At 66.3% G+C, this 23,509-nt stretch carries 22 protein-coding genes and 1 tRNA gene; 12 read left to right on the top strand and 11 right to left on the bottom strand.

The features are described from left to right. The first annotated feature begins 16 nt into the window (after positions 1 to 16). The 5 genes from ACWCIA_RS15805 (at position 17) to moaD (ending at position 5,781) form a co-directional block, all read left to right on the top strand. Entirely contained in the window at positions 17 to 973 is a 957-nt protein-coding gene (locus ACWCIA_RS15805; protein WP_454164782.1) for an NAD-dependent epimerase/dehydratase family protein, read from the top strand. A 185-nt stretch (positions 974 to 1,158) separates the two neighbouring features. After that, positions 1,159 to 2,544 carry an L-serine ammonia-lyase gene (locus tag ACWCIA_RS15800; protein ID WP_454164781.1) on the top strand — a complete coding sequence of 462 codons (1,386 nt, stop codon included), beginning with the start codon at positions 1,159 to 1,161 and terminating at the stop codon, positions 2,542 to 2,544. Positions 2,545 to 2,778: 234 nt separating this feature from the next. Next, positions 2,779 to 4,254 (top strand): threonine synthase, encoded by a 1,476-nt coding sequence (thrC, locus tag ACWCIA_RS15795; protein WP_454164780.1) that lies wholly within the window; start codon positions 2,779 to 2,781, stop codon positions 4,252 to 4,254. Between the two features lie 38 nt (positions 4,255 to 4,292). Next, complete coding sequence (locus ACWCIA_RS15790; protein ID WP_454164872.1) at positions 4,293 to 5,519, top strand: molybdopterin molybdotransferase MoeA; 1,227 nt, start codon at positions 4,293 to 4,295, stop codon at positions 5,517 to 5,519. A gap of 4 nt (positions 5,520 to 5,523) precedes the next feature. Then, complete coding sequence (gene moaD, locus ACWCIA_RS15785) at positions 5,524 to 5,781, top strand: molybdopterin converting factor subunit 1 (protein ID WP_454164779.1); 258 nt, start codon at positions 5,524 to 5,526, stop codon at positions 5,779 to 5,781. A 140-nt stretch (positions 5,782 to 5,921) separates the two neighbouring features. Here the strand turns inward: moaD and dctP are convergent, their stop codons facing one another. The 5 genes from dctP to ACWCIA_RS15760 form a co-directional block, all read right to left on the bottom strand. Continuing rightward, positions 5,922 to 6,962: a TRAP transporter substrate-binding protein DctP gene (dctP, locus tag ACWCIA_RS15780; protein ID WP_454164778.1), complete on the bottom strand. Its 1,041-nt coding sequence runs from the start codon at positions 6,960 to 6,962 to the stop codon at positions 5,922 to 5,924. Positions 6,963 to 7,170: 208 nt separating this feature from the next. Continuing rightward, positions 7,171 to 7,395, bottom strand: a complete 225-nt coding sequence (locus ACWCIA_RS15775; RefSeq protein WP_454164777.1) for a hypothetical protein — start codon at positions 7,393 to 7,395, stop codon at positions 7,171 to 7,173. A gap of 22 nt (positions 7,396 to 7,417) precedes the next feature. Further along, positions 7,418 to 8,356, bottom strand: coding sequence for an alpha/beta fold hydrolase (locus ACWCIA_RS15770; protein ID WP_454164776.1), 939 nt, complete (start codon positions 8,354 to 8,356; stop codon positions 7,418 to 7,420). After that, the gene (locus ACWCIA_RS15765) at positions 8,353 to 8,556 is read right to left on the bottom strand and encodes a helix-turn-helix transcriptional regulator (protein ID WP_454164775.1); all 204 of its coding nucleotides are present in this window, start codon (positions 8,554 to 8,556) and stop codon (positions 8,353 to 8,355) included. Before ACWCIA_RS15765 ends, ACWCIA_RS15770 begins: the two co-directional genes overlap by 4 nt. Next, the gene (locus tag ACWCIA_RS15760; RefSeq protein WP_454164774.1) at positions 8,553 to 8,939 is read right to left on the bottom strand and encodes a hypothetical protein; all 387 of its coding nucleotides are present in this window, start codon (positions 8,937 to 8,939) and stop codon (positions 8,553 to 8,555) included. Before ACWCIA_RS15760 ends, ACWCIA_RS15765 begins: the two co-directional genes overlap by 4 nt. 144 nt (positions 8,940 to 9,083) lie before the next feature. Here ACWCIA_RS15760 and ACWCIA_RS15755 point away from each other — a divergent pair, with 144 nt between their 5' ends. Then, on the top strand, positions 9,084 to 10,346 hold the full coding sequence (locus ACWCIA_RS15755; RefSeq protein WP_454164773.1) for a TIGR03862 family flavoprotein: 1,263 nt from the start codon (positions 9,084 to 9,086) through the stop codon (positions 10,344 to 10,346). Here the strand turns inward: ACWCIA_RS15755 and ACWCIA_RS15750 are convergent. From ACWCIA_RS15750 to hpnC, 6 genes are all read right to left on the bottom strand, one after another. Next, entirely contained in the window at positions 10,343 to 11,146 is an 804-nt protein-coding gene (locus ACWCIA_RS15750) for a head GIN domain-containing protein (RefSeq protein WP_454164772.1), read from the bottom strand. The genes ACWCIA_RS15755 and ACWCIA_RS15750 overlap by 4 nt on opposite strands. Before the next feature lie 6 nt (positions 11,147 to 11,152). Then, positions 11,153 to 11,926, bottom strand: a complete 774-nt coding sequence (locus ACWCIA_RS15745) for a DUF1700 domain-containing protein (RefSeq protein WP_454164771.1) — start codon at positions 11,924 to 11,926, stop codon at positions 11,153 to 11,155. 16 nt (positions 11,927 to 11,942) lie between these two features. After that, positions 11,943 to 12,092 carry a hypothetical protein gene (locus tag ACWCIA_RS15740; RefSeq protein ID WP_454164770.1) on the bottom strand — a complete coding sequence of 50 codons (150 nt, stop codon included), beginning with the start codon at positions 12,090 to 12,092 and terminating at the stop codon, positions 11,943 to 11,945. A gap of 32 nt (positions 12,093 to 12,124) precedes the next feature. Continuing rightward, positions 12,125 to 13,537 (bottom strand): hydroxysqualene dehydroxylase HpnE, encoded by a 1,413-nt coding sequence (gene hpnE, locus ACWCIA_RS15735; RefSeq protein WP_454164769.1) that lies wholly within the window; start codon positions 13,535 to 13,537, stop codon positions 12,125 to 12,127. Continuing rightward, positions 13,524 to 14,357: a presqualene diphosphate synthase HpnD gene (gene hpnD, locus ACWCIA_RS15730; RefSeq protein WP_454164768.1), complete on the bottom strand. Its 834-nt coding sequence runs from the start codon at positions 14,355 to 14,357 to the stop codon at positions 13,524 to 13,526. Before hpnD ends, hpnE begins: the two co-directional genes overlap by 14 nt. A gap of 91 nt (positions 14,358 to 14,448) precedes the next feature. Continuing rightward, complete coding sequence (hpnC, locus tag ACWCIA_RS15725) at positions 14,449 to 15,258, bottom strand: squalene synthase HpnC (protein WP_454164767.1); 810 nt, start codon at positions 15,256 to 15,258, stop codon at positions 14,449 to 14,451. A gap of 83 nt (positions 15,259 to 15,341) precedes the next feature. Here hpnC and ACWCIA_RS15720 point away from each other — a divergent pair, with 83 nt between their 5' ends. From ACWCIA_RS15720 to clpX, 6 genes are all read left to right on the top strand, one after another. Continuing rightward, entirely contained in the window at positions 15,342 to 16,574 is a 1,233-nt protein-coding gene (locus ACWCIA_RS15720; protein WP_454164766.1) for an efflux RND transporter periplasmic adaptor subunit, read from the top strand. Continuing rightward, positions 16,571 to 19,657, top strand: a complete 3,087-nt coding sequence (locus tag ACWCIA_RS15715; RefSeq protein ID WP_454164765.1) for an efflux RND transporter permease subunit — start codon at positions 16,571 to 16,573, stop codon at positions 19,655 to 19,657. The genes ACWCIA_RS15720 and ACWCIA_RS15715 overlap by 4 nt, the downstream gene beginning before the upstream one ends. A 237-nt stretch (positions 19,658 to 19,894) precedes the next feature. Next, positions 19,895 to 19,981 (top strand) — tRNA-Leu (locus ACWCIA_RS15710). Positions 19,982 to 20,012: 31 nt separating this feature from the next. Beyond that, complete coding sequence (gene tig / locus ACWCIA_RS15705) at positions 20,013 to 21,353, top strand: trigger factor (RefSeq protein ID WP_454164764.1); 1,341 nt, start codon at positions 20,013 to 20,015, stop codon at positions 21,351 to 21,353. Between the two features lie 101 nt (positions 21,354 to 21,454). Then, positions 21,455 to 22,072: an ATP-dependent Clp endopeptidase proteolytic subunit ClpP gene (gene clpP, locus ACWCIA_RS15700; protein ID WP_454164763.1), complete on the top strand. Its 618-nt coding sequence runs from the start codon at positions 21,455 to 21,457 to the stop codon at positions 22,070 to 22,072. A 151-nt stretch (positions 22,073 to 22,223) separates the two neighbouring features. Next, positions 22,224 to 23,492, top strand: a complete 1,269-nt coding sequence (gene clpX / locus ACWCIA_RS15695; RefSeq protein ID WP_454164762.1) for an ATP-dependent Clp protease ATP-binding subunit ClpX — start codon at positions 22,224 to 22,226, stop codon at positions 23,490 to 23,492. Positions 23,493 to 23,509: the final 17 nt, after the last annotated feature.

Here is a 23,509-nt window from a genome sequence, read left to right as displayed (position 1 = left end):
AAGGAACGGGAAATACATGGAACGCATCCTCATCATCGGCGCCAACGGCCAGATCGGCAGCGAGCTGGTCTCCGCACTCGCAGAACAACACGGCGCGGACAATGTGCTCGCCACCGACATCGGCACGAACAACCTCTACGGCGCGGCGCGCTACGCCCAGCTCGACGTGCTCGACAAGGACCGGCTGGCCGCCGTGATTGCCGACGAAGGCGTCACCCAGGTCTACCAGTTGGCCGCGCTGCTGTCGGCCACCGGCGAAAAGGCGCCGCTGAAGGCCTGGACCTTGAACATGGATGGCCTCCTGAACATCCTCGAAGTTGCGCGCGAGCGCCTGGAAGCGGGCAAGCCGCTGAAGGTGTTCTGGCCGTCCTCGATCGCCGCCTTCGGCCCGAACACGCCGCAGGAAAATACGCCGCAGTACACGGTGATGGACCCGACCACGATCTACGGCATCAGCAAGCTGGCCGGCGAGCGCCTGTGCGAGTACTACCACACCAAGTACGGCGTCGACGTGCGCAGCATCCGCTACCCGGGCATCATCAGCTACAAGTCGCCACCGGGCGGCGGCACCACCGACTACGCGATCGCGATCTTCCACGCGGCCCTGAAGGGCGAGACCTACGAGTGCTTCCTCGGCCCGGAGACCACGCTGCCGATGATCTACATGCCGGACGCGATCCGCGCCACCATCGAGCTGATGGACGCACCAAGCGAGCAGGTGAAGATCCGCTCCTCGTACAACGTCGCCGGCGTCTCGTTCAACCCGCGCGAACTGGCCGCCGCGATCCAGCGCGCCGTGCCGGCGTTCGAGATCGCCTACAAGCCGGACAGCCGCCAGGCCATCGCCGACAGCTGGCCGAAGAGCTTGGACGACAGCCAGGCCGGCGCCGACTGGGGCTGGAAGGCGCGCGTCGGCACCGACGAGATGGTGGCCAGCATGCTGGAAAACATCGACATCCGCGCTGCCGCATAAGCTCTGCCCAACCGGGCTCAGAGCGCCTAACAAAACCTTCAGAGCAAGGGATGCGGCCGCCCGACGCAGCGCCGAAGACAGTACGACTGTACGGCGAGGCGCTGCAACGCAGCTATGGAGGTTTTGTTAGGCGCTCTTAAGCCCGGCATCACCATAAAAATAATGAATTCGGAGACAATCCTTCAATGGACATGAGTGTTTTTGATCTTTTCAAGATCGGTATCGGACCATCGAGCTCGCACACCGTGGGCCCGATGGTGGCGGCGCGCCGCTTCCTGCTCGAATGCGGCCCGCTCGACGAAGCGGTGGGCGTCGAAGCCCACCTGTATGGCTCGCTGGCGCTGACCGGCGTCGGCCACGCGACCGACAAGGCGGTGATCCTCGGCCTGATGGGGGAGACCCCGCAGACCATCGATCCCGACAGCGTCGAGGACAAGCTGGCCGAAGCCGAACTCGATGGCGTGCTGCGCCTGCTGGGTACGAAAGAGGTGCCGTTCACGACCCGCACCGGGCTGGTTTGGCACAAGGCCTCGAGCCTGCCCGAGCACCCGAACGGCATGCGCTTCGTGTTGCAGCTGCGGGACGGCAGCGTCATCGAGCGCATCTTCTACTCGGTCGGCGGCGGTTTCATCACGGCCGCGGGCGAAGCCCAGCGCCCGCAGGAAGCGCCGAGCGTGGCGGTGCCTTTCCCGTTCAGCACCATGGCCGAGCTGCTGGCCCAGGGCCGCGAGCACGGCCTGTCGATCCCGCACATGCTGCGCGCGAACGAACTGGCGCGCATGGGCGAAGCGGAACTCGACGCCGGCCTGGACAATATCTGGCACGTGATGCGCGACTGTATCGCGCACGGTCTGGTGACCGAAGGCCAGCTCCCGGGCGGCCTGAACGTCAAGCGGCGCGCGGCCAAGCTGTGGAAGCAGGCCCACTGCGTCGAGGGCAAGCGCGTCAACGAACTGCCGCACGACTCGACCCACCAGGTCACGCTGTACGCGATGGCGGTCAACGAGGAAAACGCCGCGGGCGGGCGGGTGGTCACGGCGCCGACCAACGGCGCGGCGGGCATCATCCCGGCGGTGCTGCGCTATTACGCGGAGGATTGCCGTCCGCTTGATGCCGTCAAGGGCATCCGCGACTTCCTGCTGAGCTCCGCCGCGATCGGCATGCTGTGCAAGAAGAACGCCTCGATTTCCGGCGCCGAAGTGGGCTGCCAAGGGGAGGTGGGCGTAGCCTGCGCGATGGCCGCGGCCGGCCTGGTGGCGGCACTCGGCGGCAGCAACGAGCAGATCGAGAACGCCGCCGAAATCGGCATCGAGCACCACCTCGGCATGACCTGCGACCCGATCGGCGGCCTGGTGCAGATCCCATGCATCGAGCGCAACGGCATGGGCGCGATCAAGGCCATCACCGCCGCCTCGCTGGCACTCAAGGGCGACGGCACCCACTTCGTCAGCCTCGACAACGTCATCGAGACGATGCGCCAGACCGGAGCGGACATGCAGGTGAAGTACAAGGAGACCTCGCTGGGCGGGCTGGCGATTCACGTGGTGACGGTGAATCACGCGGCTTGCTGATTTCGTAGGGTGGAGTTGTCATTGATGCCGGGGGCATCAATGACAACTCCACGCGTCGGCGGCGTTTGCACATCGGGACACGCCGCCCCTGAGCAAGCGCCGAAACGCGTGGACTCGGGAGTCCACCCTACATCCCGGTATGGCATAAGCTTAGAACTCCACCATACAGACACGATTCTTCGGCCCGCACTATAATAAAAGAATCAACGCGTGCCCAACGGATCATCGAACTGTATGCAATACGTCTCCACCCGCGCAACGAGCGCGTCCGCTTCCCGCAATCCGGAAACCTTCTCCACCATCCTGCTCGGCGGCCTGGCCCCGGACGGCGGCCTGTTCATGCCGGCCGAGTACCCGCGGGTCTCCCCTGAAGAACTGAACGCCTGGCGCGGCCTGTCATACGCCGAACTGGCCTATGAAATCCTGCGCAAGTTTGCGACCGACATTCCGGACGCGGACCTGAAGGCGCTGACCGCGAAGACCTACACCCCAGAGGTCTACCGCAATGCGCGCGCAGGCGAGAACCCGGCGGAGATCACCCCGCTGCGGATACTGGAGAAGGAGGGCGGAAATAAGCTGGTGCTGCAGGCGCTGTCGAACGGCCCGACGCTGGCCTTCAAGGACATGGCCATGCAGCTGCTCGGCAACCTGTTCGAGTACGCGCTGGCGAAGAACGAGGACGAGCTGAACATCTTCGGCGCCACCTCGGGCGACACCGGCAGCGCCGCCGAGTACGCGATGCGCGGCAAGCGCGGGGTGCGCGTCTTCATGCTCTCGCCGAGCGGGAAAATGAGCCCTTTCCAGGCCGCCCAGATGTTCAGCCTGCAAGACCCGAACATCTTCAACATCGCAGTCGACGGCGTGTTCGACGACTGCCAGGACCTGGTCAAGGCCGTCTCGAACGACCTGTCGTTCAAGGCGCGCCACAAGATCGGCACCGTCAATTCGATCAACTGGGCGCGCGTGGTGGCCCAGGTCGTGTACTACTTCCGCGGCTACCTCGCGGCCACGACCGGCAACGAGCAGAAGGTCTCGTTCACGGTCCCGTCGGGGAACTTCGGGAACATCTGCGCCGGCCACATCGCCCGCATGATGGGCCTGCCGATCGACAAACTGGTGGTGGCCACCAACGAGAACGACGTGCTCGACGAATTCTTCCGCACCGGCGTCTACCGCGTGCGCAAGTCCGCCGAGACCTACCACACCAGCAGCCCATCGATGGACATCTCGAAGGCCTCGAACTTCGAGCGCTTCATCTACGACCTGGTCGGCCGCGACAGCGAGCGCACCCACGCGCTGTTCCGCAAGGTGGACACGCACGGCGGCTTCGACCTGTCGGGCAAGCCGGGTTCGGACGGCGACGAGTTCAAGCGCGTCGGCGAATACGGTTTCGTCTCCGGGAAATCGACCCATGCCGATCGCCTCGACACGATCCGCATGGCCTTCGATGACTACGGCATCACGATCGACACCCACACCGCTGACGGCCTGAAGGTGGCGCGCGAACACATGACGCCGGGCGTGACGATGATCGTGCTGGAGACGGCGCTGGCCGCGAAGTTCAACGAGACCATCCTGGAAGCGCTGGGCATGGATGCCGAACGTCCTGCCGGCTTCGAGGAAATCGAGACGCTGCCCCAGCGCTTCGTGGTCATGCAGCCGAACGTGGACGAGATGAAGGCCTTCATCGCGGCGCATACCGGACTGTGACCATGGGCGCAACCAAGGACAATGCGGCTGCGCGCCCGATGCTGTCGGTGCGCGAGGCGCTCGACACCCTGCTGGCGGCGGCGCGGCAGGTGAACGAGGTCGAGCAGGTGCCGACGCTGGAAGCGAACGGCCGCGTGCTCGCATCCGACGTAGCCTCGACCATCGCCGTCCCCTCGCACGACAATACCCAGATGGACGGCTATGCGGTGCGCGCGCTGGACTGCATCAGCGGCGAGGCGAGCCTGCGCGTGGCGCAGCGCATCCCGGCCGGCACCGTCGGCCAGCCGCTCGAGCCGGGCACCGCCGCGCGCATCTTCACGGGCGCCCTGATTCCCGAGGGCGCGGACGCCGTCGTCATGCAGGAGCAGACCGAGGCCCAGGGCGACATGGTCACGATCCGCCACGTGCCCAAGAGCGGCGAGTGGATCCGCCGCGCCGGCGAGGACATCCAGGCCGGGGCGACCATCCTGCCCGCCGGCACGCGCCTGCGCAGCCAGGAGCTGGGACTGGCCGCCTCGGTGGGGCTGGCCAGTTTGCCTGTGCGCCGCCGCCTGCGCGTGGCCGTGTTCTTCACCGGCGACGAACTGACCATGCCGGGCGAAGCCCCGGGCGGGCAGCTCGCGCCGGGCGCCATCTACAATTCGAACCGTTTCACCCTGCGCGGACTGCTGGAGAACTTCGGCTGCCTCATCACCGATTTCGGCATCGTTCCCGATTCGCTGGAGGCCACCCGCGCCACCCTGCGCGAAGCGGCCCGCGAGCACGACCTGATCATCACCTCGGGCGGCGTTTCGGTCGGCGAGGAAGACCACATCAAGCCGGCGGTCGAAGCGGAAGGGCAGCTGAACATGTGGCAGATCGCGGTCAAGCCTGGCAAGCCGCTGGCCTTCGGCGAGGTACGCCGGGGCACGGCAAGCGAGTCCGCATTCTTCCTCGGCCTGCCCGGCAACCCGGTCTCGAGCTTCATTACCTTCCTGCTCTTCGTGCGGCCGTTCATCCTGCGCTTGCAGGGCGTGAACGGACCGGTCGAGCCGCGTGGCTGGCAGTTGCGGGCCGACTTCAGCCTGCCCAAGGCCGACCGCCGCAACGAATTCCTGCGCGCGCGGGTGAACGCCGGCGGGGGGCTGGATTTGTTCCCGAACCAGGGCTCGGGCGTGCTCACCTCCACGGTCTGGGGCGAAGGCCTGATCGACAATCCGCCTGGGCGCATCATCCGCGAAGGCGACCTGGTGCGCTTCATTCCCTTCACCGAACTGCAGCACTGAACCCATGCACATCGAACTGCGATTTTTTGCCTCCGTGCGCGAGGCCCTGGGCGTCTCGAACGAACGCATCGAGCTGCCGGCTGGCGTCAACACGGTGGGCGGGGTGCGCGCGCACCTGGCCGAACGCGGCGGAGCGTGGCGCGAAGCCCTCGGGCCGGAGCGCGCGCTGCGCATGGCCTTCAACCACGTGATGTGCGATCCGGAGACGGAGATCAAGGAAGGTGGGGAAGTGGCGTTCTTCCCGCCGGTGACGGGCGGGTAAGAATCGTAGGGTGGACGGCTGTGCCGTCCACCCGTCCAACCATCGCCAGCACATGCGCGAAGTATCGAGGGCTGGTTGAACGCGTGGACGGCGCACACGCCGGCAACAATCCGGCATCGGGTGGAGCCGTCCACCCTACCTTATATCGCCGCGAGCGACTTCTCGGCCAGGGCCAGCAGCTTCGCGCAGTTGTCGCTGCGCCCGCTGAAATCGGCCCAGGCGCTGGTGCGCGCCATGTCGCGCCATTTCGCCAGCGCCGCCGCATCCATCTCGGCCACGCGCGCGCCGCTGCGGGCGTACACGCTCGCCACTGCCGCGTCGTCGGCCCGCGCCATGCGCAGCGCGAACTGTTCCAGATCCGCGCCGACCGCCATCACCGCGGCCTGCTGGTCGCGGCTCAGGCGGTCGAACTTGGTCTTCGACATCAGCAGCGGCTCGAGCATGAACCAGTAGCCGCCGCCGCGCGGCGAGGTCAGGGCGCGCGACACTTCTTGCAGGCGGAAGGACATCAGCGAGGTCGATGAGGTAAACGCCGCGTCGAGGGCACCGCTCTTCATGGCGCGGTGGATTTCATTGGACGGCATGTTGACCACGGTGCCGCCGGCCTGCTGCAGGATCAGGTCCATCTCGCGCGAGCCGCCACGTACCTTCAGGCCCTGCACGTCCTCCGGCGCCAGGATGGGCGTGCCGCGCGAGGCGACGCCGCCGGCCTGCCAGATCCAGCTGACGATGACCAGGCCCTGGTCGGCGAGGATGCGGGTCAGCTCCTTGCCGACGTCGGCATTCTTCCAGCCATAGCCCTGGGCGTAGGACGTCACCAGGCCCGGCATCAGGCCGATGTTCGCTTCGGGGGATTCGCTGGCCGCATAGGACAGCGGCACCAGGGCGAGGTCCAGCCCGCCCTTGCGCAGCGCCCCGAACTGGGCGTTCGGCGCCATCAGCGACGAGTTGGCATAGATCGAAAATTTGAGCGCGCCGCGGGTGCGCTTTTCGACGTTGGCCGCGAACATGCGGCACAGGCGGTCGCGGAAGTCGCCTTCCATGATGCTGCCGGCGGGGAACTGGTGCGAGATCTTCAGGGACTGGGAAGCGGCCCAGGCGCTTTGCATCCACAGCGGGCTGGACGCGATCGCGCCCAGTACGGTCCTGCGGGCCGTGTTTGGCCCTGTCTTCAACGACATATTCATCCTCCAAGATGGGTGAAACGGACTACCGGGCGAATCGTGCGTCTCTCGTGGAGCTGCATCGTTCACTTGTCTGTAAGAATATTCTTTGCATAATGCTTGTCAAGCAGAATCTTATATTCTTAACAAATGCACCGTGAATAACACGCGAGCTTAGCGCGTGCCGGTGCTGCCGGAGTCCGGTTCCATCAAGGAGAAAGCGGGCTTATTTTTTGTCGAGCATGTTACATACACCACACTCGATGCCGCGCCGCATGTTGCGGTAACGCGACCCGACGAAGATGGCGGACGCTACCGCGGCCCAGGCGAGGGCCGAGGGCCAGGCCCGCTCCAGCAGTTCGCCGCGCAGCAGGTCGATGACGAGCAGCAGCACGAACATCGAGAGGACGGCGATCAAGTATTGGCCGATCCAGTGGGACAGCTTGGGCATGGCAAAGCTCCTCAAAGGGTGTTCAAAGCGTTTTCAAAAACTGGCGCAGCGCGTCGTTAAAAGCTTGCGGCTGGTCGATCATGGCGAAGTGGCGGGCGTTGGCGATGGGCGCCACTTCCAGCAGCCGGGTCCCCGTCATCAGTTCCCGATAATACGCGAGCTTGTCGCCCGCGGTCATCCCCCCGTCGCCGGCATCCGGCGCGTACCAGGGGGCCAGCAGCAGCACCGGGGCGGCAATCGCCGGCAGGCGCGGGCGCAGGTCCTGGGCCAGCACGGCGCCGACGTAGGCCCCCACCGCCGCCGGATCGCTGCGCGCCGTGAGCCGGGCGGCGTCGTCGGCCTTGCCCATGTCGACCATGCCGATGCTGCGCATGTACTGCCGCTGCTGGGCCACGAAAGCCGGCCCCTGGACGCTCGCCGTGCGCTCGCCCATGTTCTCCGCCATCTGCGCGCGCTGCTCGGGCGGCATCGCCTCGGTGCGCGGCATGACGGGCAGGCCGTCCAGGCTGACCACGCCGCCGATGCGCCCCGGCTCGTCGGCCGCCAGCTGGATCGCCAGGGTTCCGCCCAGGCTGTGCCCGACCAGCACCGGCTTGGCCAGCCGGCGCGCGGCGATCAGTTCCTGCAGCGCGGCACGCGCGGCGTCGAGCGGATCGCCTTCGACCGCCGGGCGGCCGTCGAAGCCGGGCAGGGTGACCACATACACAGGCTGCGCCGGAGCGAAGGCGCGCACCGTCTCCTGCCACACCCAGCCGCCGGACGCCAGGCCGGGGATCAGGATCAGCGGCCGGCCCGCGCCGCCGCCGTGGCGCTCGACCAGCATGCCCTTGATTTCGAAACGCTCGGCGGGGGCGGCGAGGGCCGAGGTGAAGCGATTCGGGGTTTTGGGCTGGCTCTGTGCGTAGGCCGGGACGGCGCCCGCGATGCAGAATGCGAACAACAGGGATGCTTTCAATTTCATGCTGGCTCCTGGTCAGGGGTGAAGATGGCTTCGATCGGTTGCTCGAACAGCCGGGAAATCGCAAAGGCGAGCGGCAGGCTGGGGTCGTAGCGGCCGGTTTCGATGGCGATGATGGTCTGGCGCGAGACGTCGAGCAGCTCCGCCAGGTGGGCCTGGCTCCAGCCGCGCTCGCCCCGCAGCTCGCGGATCAGGTTCTTCATCGGTTGAGCAGTTTGCGCACCAGACCCACGAGGACGGTCGAGACGCACAGCACGCACCAGACGCTGAACATCGACAGGCGCGGGAAGCCGGCGGTCTCGAGGAAGCCGTAGGTGAAGGTCAGGCCCGCCGTCAGGGCGGCGCCCAGGGCGACGTTTTCGACGAGCAGCCTGCGCAGGTATTCGTCCTGGCGCTGCACCTGGCGCGCGATGGCCCAGATGCCCGCGACGAAGCCGATCATCGGGCTGGCGAGCACCAGCGTGCGCAGCGGGCCGGGCGCCATCGGGCGGCCGAAATGGATGGCCGCCACCAGCAGCACCGCATACAGGGCGAGCGCGCCGAACAGCTCGCGATAGTAGATCCTGGCCAGTCGTTTCTCCCGCATACCGCGTCCCCCATGTAAAGTATGCTTTACATCGTAGGCCAGTCCGAACAGCATGTCAAGCGGCCTTTACATCCGCTCCCAGCTGCCAAACCCGCCTGAAACTCGTCTACAATGCGCCTCCCGCATCCTCGTCGCCAGCCCAGCATGTCCGCACCGCTTTCCCAAGGTCCCCACGTCCGTCCCCGCGTCGCCGTCATCGGCGGCGGCCCCGCCGGCCTGATGGCGGCCGAAGTCCTCGCCGCGGGCGGCGTGGAGGTGGACGTGTACGACGCCATGCCCTCGGTGGCGCGCAAGTTCCTGCTGGCCGGGAAGGGCGGCATGAACATCACCCATTCCGAGCCTTATCCGGACTTCGTCGCCCGCTACGGCGCGCGCAGCGGAGCGGTCGGTTCCTGGCTGGAAGGCTTCGATCCCGCCCGGGTGCGCGAGTGGATCCACGGCCTCGGCATCGGCACCTTCGTCGGCAGTTCGGGGCGGGTGTTCCCGACCGACATGAAGGCCGCGCCCCTGCTGCGCGCCTGGCTCCACCGCCTGCGCGAGAGCGGGGTGCGCTTCCACATGCGCCACCGCTGGCAGGGTTGGCAGGATGGCGCATTGCGCTTCGCCACCCCGGAGGGCGGACTGGACGTACGCCCGGACGCCACCATCCTCGCCCTCGGCGGCGCCAGCTGGGCGCGCCTTGGCTCGGACGGCGCTTGGGTGCCGCTGCTGGCCGCGCAAGGCGTCGAGGTGGCGCCGCTGCAGCCCGCGAACTGCGGCTTCGACACCGACTGGAGCGCGCATTTCAGCGAGAAGCACGCCGGCGCGCCGCTCACCACCGTCGCCATCGAGTACGAGGGACGCGACGGCAGCCGGGCGCGCCGCAAGGGCCAGTTCGTCGTCACCGCCACCGGCATCGAGGGCAGCCTGGTCTATGCCCTGTCGGCGCCGCTGCGCGACCAGGTCGCCGCGCGCGGCAGCACCACCATCTGGCTCGACCTCGTGCCCGATCTCAGCGCCGAACGGGTATCCGACGAGGTGACGCGCCCGCGCGGCGCGCGTTCGCTGGCCAGCCACCTGCAAAGCCGGCTCGGGATCAAGGGCGTGAAGGCCGGGCTGCTGCGCGAGTGCCTGGCGCAGGAGGAGTACATGGATCCGGATCGGCTGGCCGCCGCGATCAAGGCGCTGCCGCTGGTCCTGAAGCGCCCGCGGCCGATCGACGAGGCCATCAGCAGCGCCGGCGGGGTGCGTTTCGAATCGCTGGACGCCAAGGGCATGCTGCGCGCCGTCCCGGGCGTGTTCGTGGCGGGCGAGATGGTCGACTGGGAGGCGCCGACCGGCGGCTACCTGCTCACCGCCTGCTTTGCCGGCGGGCGGGCCGCGGGAGCCGGGGTATTGGGCTGGCTGGAGGCCGGTCGGCCTTCCTAATGGTCGAAGTGCACGTCGCCGCTGCCAGTGCGGCTGATGGTGCGCTGGGGCGGGTTGCCGTAGACGTCGACGTCCCCGCTGCCGCTGACTGCCGCCGCGACCGTCTCACTTGCCGTCACGCTGGTGTTGCCCGAACCGGTCTGGCGCACTTCCACCCGGTCCGCGCGCAGGCGCTGGGCGTCGAGCCTGCCCGAGCCGCTCGACTGCAGCTTGACGCTGCGCGCGGCGCCGGCCAGGGTCATTTCGCCCGAGCCCATCAATTCTCCTTCGACCCGGTCGCCGTTGCCGGCGTCGAGCGTCAGTTCGCCGCTCCCCTGGACGACGGCGCGCGCGTCGCGGTAGCGGCCGTTGAATTCGAGGCTGCCCGAGCCGTTAAGCTCGAGCTCGATGCGTTCGCCAGTGAAACCGTTCACTTCCGTCTTGCCGCTGCCGTCGACGCCGACGCGGTCGAGGGCCGGCAGGGTCAGCTCGACCCGGATCGGCTGCCGGTGGCGCAGCACGATGCCGCGCGTGCCGATCTGCAGCACGCGGCCTTCCTGGGCGGTCTCGATGTTGGCCAGCAGGCGCTCTTCGCCGCGCACCACGAGCGCGGGCTGGGCGCCGTAGTGCAGGGTCAGGTCGATCGGGCCGCTCAATTCCACCGCACGCACCTCGCGCGTGACGGTCCGGGTTTCTTCGCTGACCATGCGGCCTTCGTGGCGTACCGACACGCCCTGCGCGCGCAGCATGCTGTACGACAGTCCAATCAGGACAAAGGCCAGCACCAGCAGGATCAGGCCCACCCGTAACAAGGTTCGCATCGGCATTCAGGTCCCCCGCAGCAGCGACAAATTCATTTGCACATAGCGCTTCACGCCCAGCGCGGCATAGCGGGTCAGCACCAGCGAGACCAGGAACAGCACGATCCCGCCCAGCACCGAGGCGAGGCCGAGCGCCGTCTGGGCGCTGCGCGATTCTTCGTCCATCTCGGTCGAGATGCGGATGCCGCCGCTGGCGACCCGTTCGGCGCGGCGCACCACGCGCGACGGCGGCTCGCCGGGGTCGAGGTCTTCGGGATCGGCCCCCACGTCGCCGCGGTCCGGCCGGACGTGGATGCCGGTTTCGCCGATGGAGACATGGGTGCCGACTTCGCGTCCCGCGTCGTCGTGGATCACGTGGCGCAGCGGGCCGCCCAGCACCAGTTCGTTCGCGCCCGACAGGCCGCTGGCCGTGATCGCGATCCCGCCGACATACAGGGCGAAGGCGCCGATGTAGAGCGAAGCCAGCAGCGAGCCGACCACCGCCGCCGGGATGATCATGAACAGGTTGAAGATCAGCAGGCCGACCACCGAGACCAGCATGCGCACCAGGTTGGCCGGGTTCTTCTGTTCGGCAAACGCATGCATGTGGGTGTTGGCGCGCAGCGTCAGGGCGACCTTCTTCGGGTCGTCCAGCTCGCGCGCGAGGTCTTCCTCGCTGCGCCCGGCGGCCATGCCGTCGACGAAGCGCTGCTCGTACCAGGCCAGGGTCTTGGCCTGCAGTTCCGGCGGCAGGCCGAGCAGGGAGCGCTTGAGCGCGTCCAGGTAGTCGAGTTTGCCCATGGGAGGTCCGTGCTCCTCAGCCGTGTCCGAGCGCGACGGTGGCCAGCAGCAGGCGCGCGTCGGCGTGGGGCGCTTCCTGCAGCAGTTCCGGCGCGACCAGCACCGCCGTGCAGGCGGCAACGATGGCAAGCAACACCAGCGTGCGCAGTCCGAGTTGGTAAGTCATTTTCGTGTCCGTCATTGGTCTGTTCGATGCTGCTACTGTACGGAACCGGCCGGCTTGTGACCACCGGCGTGCGACAGGCTGCCGTTTTCGGGCGGCAGGCGGTCGCCTGCGAGGATGGCCCTGGCGGCGCCCTGGCCGCTGCGCACCGCCGACTCGAGCGTGGCCGGGTAGTCGCTGGCCGTGTAGTCGCCGGCCAGCACCAGGCCGGGCAGCGCGGTCAGGTTGCCGGGGCGCGCCAGGCCCGGGCTGCAGGAGAAGGTGGCGCGCTTCTCCGTGATCACCCGGCTCCACAAGGGCGCCGCCAGGCGCGGGTCGCCGAAGGCCTGGGCCAGCTGGGCGGCGACGGCCTCGGCCAGCGCGTCCTGGTCGAGCGCGGCGGCGTCCGCCGCGGCGCTGATCACGACGGCCAGCAGCCCGGCCTGGCCGGGATCGAGCCGGCCACGGTCGAAGGCGAACTGGCCATGGCGGCCCGCGCCCGGCTCGTCGAGCAGCGCGCAGAAGGGCAGCGGCAGGCGCAGCTCCGGGTCGTACTGGAGGTAGCAGGTAGCGATCGGCTCGTGCTGGAAATCGGCCAGCTGGGCCGCGAGCGCGGCGGCGTCCGGGAAGGGCGCCAGCAGGGAGGCGGCCGCGCCCGGCGCGGTGGCCAGCACGACCGCGTCGAAGGCTTCGCGCACGCCGCCGGATTCGACCTCCCAGCCTCCGGCCACCTGCGCCAGGGATCCGGCCTTGGCGCCGCAGCGCACCGTGCCCCCATGGGTTTCGAGATGGCACGCCGCCGCCCGCGGGAACAGGGAGCTCAGCTCGAGGCGGGGAATGAGCATGTCGGACGCGGAACGTTTGGCCCCGAGGCTGTCGCGCAGCGTCGCCATGAAGACGTTGGCCGAGGCACGCCCGGGCGGCGTGTTGAGCGCGGCCAGGCACAGCGGATGCCACAGCAGCCGGCACAGGCGCGCGGTTTGCCCGTAGCGCTCGAGCAGCGTCGATACGCTGACGTCGTCGTTCAGGCGCCAGCCCATCCAGCGCAGGCCGGTAAACAGCTGGGCCAGGGCCAGCTTGTCTTCGCGGTCCAGGCCGCGTGCGCGCACCAGGGCGACGATCATGTGCCAGGGCGCCGGGAGGCGCGGGGCGACGAAGTCCAGTGCGCCGCTGTTGGGCGGATAACGCATCTGCAGCGGCAGGCGCAGCAAGGCCTGGTCGGGGTCGACCCCGACGCGCTTCAGGAGGCGCAGGGTGTCGGTGTAGGCGCCCAGCAGGATGTGCTGGCCGTTGTCGAGCAGGCGACCCTGCATCTCGACGGCGCGCGCCCGTCCGCCCAGCGTGCGGCTGGCTTCGAACAGGGTAACGCGCGCGCCTTTGGCCGCCAGCTCGACGGCGGCAGCGCACCCGGCCCAGCCGCCGCCAATCACGGCAACCGATCGACCCAAGCCCTTCTTAATTGCGGACATAGGTCTTCCACGCCAGCCACAGCTTGCGCAGCGGCGTGAGGGAAATACGCTGGGTCAGCACGTGGAAGTTGTCGCGCGCGATTTCGTCGAGCAGGGTGCGGTAGATGGCGGCCATCATCAGGCCGGGGCGCTGGGCGCGCCGGTCTTCCTTCGGCAGCAGGGCCAGGGCTTCGTCGTACATCGCCTGGGCGCGCTCGGTCTGGAAGCGCATCAGCGCTTCGAACTTCTCGCTGTGGCGGGCGTTCAGGAGGTCGGCCGCGGTCACGCCGAACTGCTGCAGTTCGTTGACCGGCAGGTAGATGCGGCCCTTGCGCGCGTCTTCGCCGACGTCGCGGATGATGTTCGTCAGCTGGAAGGCCAGGCCGAGCTTCTCGGCATAGGCCAGGGTCTGCGGGTTGGCGTAGCCGAAGATGCTGGCCGAGAGGATGCCGACCACCCCGGCCACGTGCCAGCAGTACTTGCGCAGCCCCGGGTAATCGAGGTAGCGGCTCTGGTCGAGGTCCATTTCCATGCCGTCGATGATCGCCTGCAGGTGCTGCTCCTCGAGTTTGTACACGTCGAGGTGGGGCTTGAGGGCCTGGGTCACCGGATGGGTCGGCGTGCCCTTGTACATGGTCGACACCTCGGTGCGCCACCAGGCCAGCTTGATGCGCGCGAGCGAAGCGTCGCTCGCCTCGTCCACGGTATCGTCCACTTCGCGGCAGAAGGCATACAGCGCCGTGATTGCACGGCGGCGCTCGGGGGCAAGGAAGAGGAAGCTGTAATAGAAGCTGGAACCGCTCTGGACAGTCTTTTGCTGGCAGTATTCGTCGGGGGACATGTGGAAATTGCAGTATTAGGCGATGCGAAGCTGCTATCTTAGCCGATGCGCGTACTGTCGGGGCCGCTCCGGGCGGTTTTTGGTGCGTCGTTTACATCCTGAGGGCACGCCCCAGCATGACGAGATAATCCAGCTTGCCGATCTGCGGACGCCTGCGGTACACGTCGTAACCCGCGCGCTCGATGCGCTCGAGGATGCGCAGCCCGCCCTGGACCACGAAGCGCAGCTCCCAGCCGATGCGCCCCGGCAGCCGCGTCGCCAGCGGCGCGCCCGACAGCATCAGGGCGCGGGCGCGTTCGACTTCGAAGGCCATCAAGGCGCGCCAGGCCGGGGTGTCGGCGCCGCTCGCGATGTCATGCTCGGATACGCCGAAGCGGACCAGATCTTCCTGCGGCAGGTAGATGCGGCCCTTGGCGATGTCGACGCCGACGTCCTGCCAGAAATTAATCAGCTGCAGGGCGGAGCAGATGGCGTCGGCCTCGCGCAGGTTTTGTTCGCCGTCCACGCGGTACAGGGCCAGCATCAGGCGGCCGACGGGGTTGGCCGAACGCCGGCAGTAGTCGAGGAGCTGGGCGTAATCCGCGTAGCGCGTCGTGACGACATCCTGGCGGAAGGCCGAGAGCAGGTCGCGCAGGGGCTGCAGGGACAGGCCGTGCTCGGACACGATGCGAGCGAGGCGCGCGAACGTCGGCCGCGCCGGAGAATGGCCGGATGCGATATCGTCGAGGGCGGCTTCGTATTCGGCCAGGCCGGCCAGGCGCTCGGCGGCGCTCGCATCCCCCTCGTCGGCGACATCGTCGGCGCCGCGCGCAAAGGCGTAAATCGTTTCCACGGCCGGCACCAGGCGGCGCGGCAGCAGGATCGAGGCGACGGGGAAGTTTTCGTAGTGGTCGACGGACATGAGCGGGGCGTTTGTGACCAAGCGGTCATTTGTGAAACGAGTTTGCATGATTATAATTGTCGGGCTTCAGAAATCGTCCACTTTTGCCGATAATGAAACTTCGCTCCAGCCCTCCGATCCGCTTCGGACCGGGCGCCGCTCCCATACTCAACCCAAGGAATCACACCGTGTCCCCTTCGTTTTACAAGCGCCGCCCCCTGGCGGCCCTGGCCATTTCCCTGAGCGTGCTGCTGGCCGCCTGTTCGAAGGACGAGCCGAAGACTGAGGACGTGCGCCCCGTGCGCGCCGTGGTGCTGAGCCAGGCGGGCGGGGGCGCCAGTGCCGAGTTTTCGGGCGAGGTGCGTCCGCGCATCGAATCGCGCCTGGGCTTCCGGGTCGCCGGCAAGATCACCAGGCGCGAGGTCGACGTCGGCGCCACCGTCACCAAGGGACAGGTGCTGATGCAGCTCGACCCCCAGGATCTGAAGCTGGCCGCGGCCGGCGCCCAGGCCAGCCTGCGCGCCGCCGAGACCAACCGGGATCTAGCCAGCGCCGACTACAAGCGCTACCAGGAACTGCGCGCGAAGAACTTCGTCAGCCAGTCCGTGCTCGACACCAAGCGCGCGGCGCTGCGCGCGGCCCAGGCCGAAGCCGACGCCGCCCGCGCCGCCTTCCGCGGCCAGTCGAACCAGGCCGGCTATGCCAGCCTCGTGTCCGACATCGACGGGGTCGTGACCGGCATCGACGCCGAAGTCGGCCAGGTGGTCACCGCCGGCACGCCGGTGGTGCGGGTGGCGCGTACCGACGAGATGGAAGTCGCGGTCGGCATCCCCGAAGACCGCGTGGGCGACCTGCGCAAGGCCAGTTCGGTCACGGTGCGCATGTGGGCCAACCCCGGCGCCGCGATTCCAGGGCGTGTGCGCGAAGTCTCGCCGGTGGCCGATCCGGCCACGCGCACCTATACCGCGAAGATCGCCATTCCGCCGAGCGCCGGCGTACGCCTCGGCATGACGGCCGCCGTGCAGATCGCATCAAGCAACGGCGCCGGCGGCCTGCGCGCGCCGCTCACCGCGCTGCACCACCAGAAGGGCGTCACCAGCGTCTGGGTCATCGAGAACGGCGCTGTGCGCCTGGTGCCGGTGCAGGTCGTGGGGCAGGCCGGGAACGACGTGCTGCTGGGCGATGGCGTGAAGCCGGGCCAGGCCATCGTGACGGCGGGCGTCAACCTGCTGCGCAATGGCCAGAAGGTGCGCATCCTGACCGCCGACGTGGCGCGCCGCGGCGATACCGAAGCCGCGGCTGCCGGCGCCGGCACCAACGCTGGTGCCGCCAAATGAGGGGCTTCAACCTGTCGCGCTGGGCGCTCGAAAACATCCCGCTCACCCGCTACCTGATCGCCGCGCTGCTGATCGGCGGCATCCTCAGCTACGGCCAGCTGGGCCAGGACGAAGACCCGCCGTTCACCTTCCGGGCGATGGTGGTGCGCGCCATATGGCCGGGCGCAACCGCCGTGCAGATGGCCGAGCAGGTCACCGACAAGCTCGAACGCAAGCTCCAGGAAACGCCCTACGTCGAGCGCATCCGCAGCTTCTCCAAGCCGGGCGAGACCACCATCATCCTGGAGCTGCGCGAGTCGACGCCGCCCAAAGAGGTGCCGGGTTCCTGGTACCAGGTGCGGAAAAAAATCGGCGACATCGCCGGCACCCTGCCGGCGGGCGTGATCGGTCCCTTCTTCAACGACGAATTCGGCGACACCTACGGTTCCATCTTCGCGCTCTCGGGCGACGGCTTCACCTATGCCGAGATGAAGGAATACGCGGACTTCGTGCGCCAGCAGCTGCTCGGGGTGCCCCTGGTGGCCAAGGTCGAGCAGTTCGGCGTCCAGAACGAAAAGGTCAACATCCTGTTCTCGAACCAGAAGTTCGCCCAGCTGGGCGTGCCGATGGAGCAGATCGTCAACCAGCTGGCCACGCAGAACGGGGTCGAGGCTTCGGGCGTGCTGGTGACGCCGACCGACAACCTGCAGGTGCGCGTCACCGGCGCCATCCGCACCACCAAGGAGCTCGAAGACCTGCAGCTGCGCGCCGGGAACACCACCTTCCGCCTTGGCGATTTCGCGACGGTGAAGCGCGAGTACCAGGATCCGCCGACGGACAAGATGCGCTTCAACGGTAAAGAGGTGATCGGCCTGGGCGTGTCGATGGAAAAGGGCGGCAATATCATCACCCTGGGCGAGTCGCTGGAAGCGACGGTGGCGCGCATCCGTTCGCAGCTGCCGGTCGGTATCGAGCTCGAACGGGTGTCCGACCAGCCGCGCGCGGTCACCAGCTCCGTCAATGAATTCATCCGGACCCTGGTCGAAGCCGTGTTCATCGTGCTGGCCGTGAGCTTCCTGGCGCTCGGCCTGCACACCAAGCCCAAGCTGTCCATCGACATGCGACCGGGCCTGGTGGTGGCGCTCACCATCCCTCTGGTGCTGGCGATTACCTTCCTCTTCATGCGCCTGCTCGACATCTCGCTGCACAAGGTGTCGCTCGGCGCGCTGATCATCGCGCTCGGCCTGCTGGTGGACGACGCCATCATCGCCGTCGAAATGATGGTGCGGAAGATGGAGGAGGGCCTGTCGCGCCTGGAGGCGGCGACCTTCGCTTACACCTCGACCGCGATGCCGATGCTGACCGGGACCCTGATCACCGCCGCCGGCTTCCTGCCGATCGGCCTGGCGAAGTCGACCGCGGGCGAATACACCTTCTCGATGTTCTCGGTGAATGCGATCGCGCTGCTCGTGTCGTGGGTGGTGGCGGTCACGTTTACTCCCTACATCGGTTTCATCCTGCTCAAAGTGAAACCCCACGGCCAGGGACACTCGGAGCACGATGTCTTCGATACGCCGGGCTTCCGGCGCTTCCGCCGCGTCGTCACCTGGTGCGTCGAGTACCGCAAGACGACGATCGCGCTGAGCCTGGCCGTGTTCGCGCTGGGCGTGTTCGGCTTCAAGTTCATCGAGAAGCAGTTCTTCCCCGATTCGAGCCGCCCGGAGCTGATGGTCGAGATGTGGTCGCCGGAAGGCACCAGCTTCGCGGCCAACGAGGCGCTGGTCAAGCGTTTCGAGACCTTCGTGCGCAAGCAGGAGGGTGTCGAGAGCGTGACCAGTTATGTCGGCACCGGCAGCCCGCGCTTTTACCTGCCGCTCGACCAGATCTTCCCGCAGTCGAACGTGTCGCAACTGGTGGTTTTGCCGGTGGACGCCGAGGCGCGCGAACGGGTGCGGATCGCCATCGAAACCGCCTTCCGCAACGATTTCCCCGAGGTGCGCGGGCGCGTGAAGCTGCTGCCGAACGGGCCGCCGGTGCCGTACCCGGTGCAGTTCCAGGTGGCCGGGCCGGACATCGGCATCGTGCGCGGCGTGGCCGACCAGGTGAGGGACGTGCTGCGCGCGAACCCGAATGCGGTCGGCGTCAACGACAACTGGAACGAGTCGGTGAAGGTGCTGCGCCTCGACCTCGACCAGGACAAGCTGCGCGCGCTGGGCGTCACGTCGCAGGGCGTGCGCCGCGCGGTCAACACCGTGTTGTCGGGCACGACCATCGGCCAGTTCCGCGAAACCAATGAACTGATCGACATCGTGGTGCGCCAGCCGGCCAGCGAACGCTCGACCATCACGGCGCTGAAGGACACGAATATCCCGACCGCCTCCGGCCGCCCGGTCACGATCGGCCAGGTGGCGCGCGTGGAATTCGTCTGGGAGCCGGGCGTGATCTGGCGCGAGGGGCGCGAGTGGGCGATCATGGTGCAGTCGGACGTCGTCGCCGGCATCCAGGGACCGACCGTCTCAAGCCAGGTAAGCGAGCAGCTGGAAAGCCTGCGCGCCAAGCTGCCGGCCGGCTATCGCATCACCCTTGAAGGCGCGGCGGCCGACAGTTCGGAAGCCGAGGCCTCCATCGCGGCCAACGTGCCGCTGGTGCTGTTCATCGTGTTCACGCTGCTGATGCTCCAGCTGCACAGCTTCTCGCGCGCGCTGCTGGTGTTCCTGACCGGGCCGCTGGGCGTGGCCGGGGCGGCGATGGCCTTGCTGATCCTCGACCGGCCGTTCGGTTTTGTGGCCAACCTGGGCGTGATCGCGCTGTTCGGCATGATCATCCGGAACTCGGTGATCCTGGTCGACCAGATCGAGCAGGACATCAAGGGCGGGGCGCATGCCTGGGACGCGATCATCGAAGCGGCCGTGCGCCGCTGCCGGCCGATCTTGCTGACGGCGGCCGCAGCGGCGCTGGCCATGATCCCGCTTTCGCGCTCGGTGTTCTGGGGGCCGATGGCGGTGGCCATCATGGGTGGGCTGCTGGTGGCGACGGCTTTGACCTTGTTGTTCCTGCCGGCTTTGTATGCGGCGTGGTTCAGGGTGAAGAAGCCGGCGGGGTGAGGCCTTTCGATTTGCATATGCTGTAAACGCGTGAATCGTGCCAACGTTGAACAAGAACGCGCCCCTCGGGGATATGCATACCAAACGACGCCTCGCACCCCATCAAAAATCACCCCTCTAGTGTCAGAAAATCCAGTAAAATACCGGGTTGAAGTTGTAGCCCATAAACAAAGGAGTGCAGGGCGGCCGGGTTGATTGTCGGGCGCCCTTTGTTTATGTGGCAATATGCAATCCTGCGCGAGGATGGCGAAATTGGTAGACGCACCAGGTTTAGGTCCTGACGCCAGCAATGGTGTGGGGGTTCGAGTCCCCCTCCTCGCACCACGAATAATTATTTTTTTGGACGATTTTTACGATGGCAACTGCAGTCGAAACCCTGGATAAACTCGAGCGCCGCTTGACGATCACTTTCCCGCTGAGTGACGTCCGTACGGAAGTTGAAAAACGCCTCAAGAAGCAGGCCAAGACCGCCAAGGCGCCTGGCTTCCGTCCGGGTAAAGTGCCTCTGAAGATGGTCGCCGCCCAGTACGGCTACCAGATCGAGTCCGACGTGCTGAACGACCGCGTGGGCCGCGCTTTCAACGAAGCCGCCAACGAAAACCAGCTGCGCGTTGCCGGTTTCCCGAAAATCGAACCAAAGCAGGACGCACCGGAAGGCATGCTGTCCTTCGACGCCACCTTCGAAGTGTTCCCGGACGTCGTGATCGGCGACCTGGCTGAAGTGGAAGTCGAAACCGTCGCCGCCGACGTGTCGGACGCCGAAATCGACAAGACCATCGACATCCTGCGCAAGCAGCGCGTGCACTACCACACCAAGGGCGAGGCAGGCGAGCACGGCGACGGCGGCGAAGCTGTCGCTGCCAACGGCGACCGCGTGACCGTCGACTTCGTCGGCGCCATCGACGGCGTTGAATTCCCAGGCGGCAAGGCTGACGACTACGCCTTCGTGCTGGGCGAAGGCCGCATGCTGCCTGAGTTCGAAGCCGCGACTGTCGGCCTGAAAGTGGGCGAGAGCAAGACCTTCCCGCTGGCTTTCCCTGAGGATTACCACGGCAAGGATGTCGCCGGCAAGACCTCCGACTTCACCATCACCCTGAAGCAGCTGGAGTGGGCGCACCTGCCGGAAGTCGACGGCGAGTTCGCCAAGTCGCTGGGCATCGAAGACGGTTCGATCGAAAAGATGCGCGCTGACATCAAGACCAACCTGGAGCGTGAAGTCAACGCCCGCGTCAAGGCCCGCAACAAGGAAGCCGTGATGGACGCGCTGGTGAAGGTCACCAACATGGACGTGCCGACCGTCATGATCCAGCAGGATGCCGAGCGCCTGGCCGAGCAGACCCGCCAGGACATGGCCCAGCGCGGCATGGACGTCAAGAACATGCCGTTCCCGACCGAACTGTTCCTCGAAAAGGCCGAGCGCCGCGTGCGCCTGGGCCTGATCCTGTCGCAACTGGTCGCCGACAACAGCCTGCAGGCTACGCAAGAGCAGGTGAAGGCACAGATCGAAGACTTCGCACAGAGCTACGAAGACCCGAAAGAAGTGCTGAAGTACTACTACAGCGACCGTCGCCGCCTGGGCGAAGTCGAAGCCCTTGTTTTGGAAGAAAACGTCGTCAACTATGTACTTGGCAAGGCGAAGGTCAGCACCAAGACCGTCGCTTTCGATGAATTGATGGGCAGCAACCCACAAGGCTGAGCACAGCGCTAGGCTGCATGTTTGGACCCGCGTTGCGGGTCCTTTCGTGAGCCAGGTTGTGATCCCGATTGTGCGCCCTATTTACAAGGAACGAGACAGGTATGAACCGTAATCCGGCATTGGACACCCAAGCACTCGGCCTCGTGCCGATGGTAGTTGAGCAAAGCGGCCGCGGCGAGCGCGCGTACGACATTTACTCGCGCCTGCTCAAGGAGCGCGTGATTTTCCTCGTCGGTCCTGTCAACGACCAGATGGCCAACCTGATCGTGGCCCAGATGCTGTTCCTGGAGAGCGAGAATCCGGACAAGGACATTTCGCTCTACATTAACTCGCCTGGCGGCTCGGTTTCCGCAGGCCTCGCGATCTTCGACACGATGAATTTCATCAAACCGGACGTCTCGACCCTGTGCACCGGCCTGGCCGCATCGATGGGCGCTTTCCTGCTGGCCGCCGGCGCCAAGGGCAAGCGTTTCTCGCTGCCGAACTCGCGCGTCATGATCCACCAGCCGTCGGGTGGCTCGCAGGGCATGGCTTCGGATATCGAAATCCAGGCCAAGGAAATCCTGTACCTGCGCGAGCGCCTGGCGCGCATCATGGCCGAGAACACCGGCCAGAGCGTCGAACAGATCCACAAGGATACCGACCGCGACCGTTTCATGTCCGCCGAGGAATCCGTCGACTACGGACTCATCGACAAGGTACTGACGAACCGCGCTTGATGCACCACATAGGTGTTGCTGAAAAACGCCCGGGCGCAAACACGTTCGGGCGTTTGTTTTTTATTTCGGGTAGCATGGCGGTGTACGCGGGTATTGTCGCGTGCTCCGTGATCGCGTTATATTCGTAGCAATTCATATAGAACCTGCCCCCATGTCTGACAAAAAATCTTCCAGCGGCGAAAAGCTTCTGTATTGCTCTTTCTGCGGCAAGAGCCAGCACGAGGTCAAAAAGCTCATCGCGGGACCATCGGTCTTCATCTGCGACGAGTGCATCGACCTGTGTAACGACATCATCCGCGACGAGACCTCGAACGTCGAATCGGTGGCGGGCGCCAAGTCCGACCTGCCGACGCCGCACGAGATCGCGGAACTGCTCGACCAGTACGTCATCGGCCAGCAAACAGCGAAGCGCATCCTGTCCGTCGCTGTTTACAATCATTACAAGCGCCTGAAGCACCTCGGCAAGAAGGACGACGTCGAGCTGGCCAAGAGCAACATCCTGCTCGTCGGCCCGACCGGCTCGGGCAAGACGCTGCTGGCCCAGACCCTGGCGCGCATGCTCAACGTTCCCTTCGTGATCGCCGACGCGACCACGCTGACCGAAGCCGGCTATGTCGGCGAGGACGTCGAGAACATCATCCAGAAGCTGCTGCAGAGCTGCAACTACGAAGTCGAGAAAGCCCAGCGCGGCATCGTCTACATCGACGAGATCGACAAGATTTCGCGCAAGTCCGACAATCCGTCGATCACGCGCGACGTTTCCGGCGAAGGCGTGCAGCAAGCCCTGCTGAAGCTGATCGAAGGCACGATGGCCTCGGTGCCGCCGCAAGGCGGGCGCAAGCACCCGAACCAGGACTTCGTCCAGATCGACACGACCAACATCATGTTCATCTGCGGCGGCGCCTTCGACGGCCTGGCCAAGATCGTCCAGAACCGCTCGGAAAAGGGCGGCATCGGCTTCGCGGCGAGCGTCAAGAGCAGCACCCAGCGCTCGAACAGCGAAATCATGATGGAAGCCGAGCCGGAAGACCTGATCAAATTCGGCCTCATCCCGGAACTTGTTGGCCGTTTGCCTGTCGTAGCTACGTTGAACGAGCTGACGGAAGAGGCGCTGATCCAGATCCTGATCGAGCCGAAGAATGCGCTGATCAAGCAGTATTCGAAACTGCTGGAAATGGAAGGCGCGGAACTGGAAATTCGTCCAGCCGCTTTGCACGCAATTGCCAGGAAAGCATTGGCACGCAAGACCGGTGCCCGTGGCCTGCGTTCGATCCTGGAACACGCGCTGCTCGACGTGATGTACGAATTGCCGAATCAGCAAAACGTGGTGAAAGTCGTTATTGATGAAAATACGATCACGAATGGCGCCAAACCTTTGCTGATTTACAGCGAAAGCGCAAAAGCGAGCGGGGAAAATTAAAAAATATCCGCCCGGAA

Source organism: Massilia sp. SYSU DXS3249 (assembly GCF_053668055.1).
Note: the sequence above shows the minus strand (reverse complement) of the source record. Positions and strands in the feature narration are given on the sequence as shown.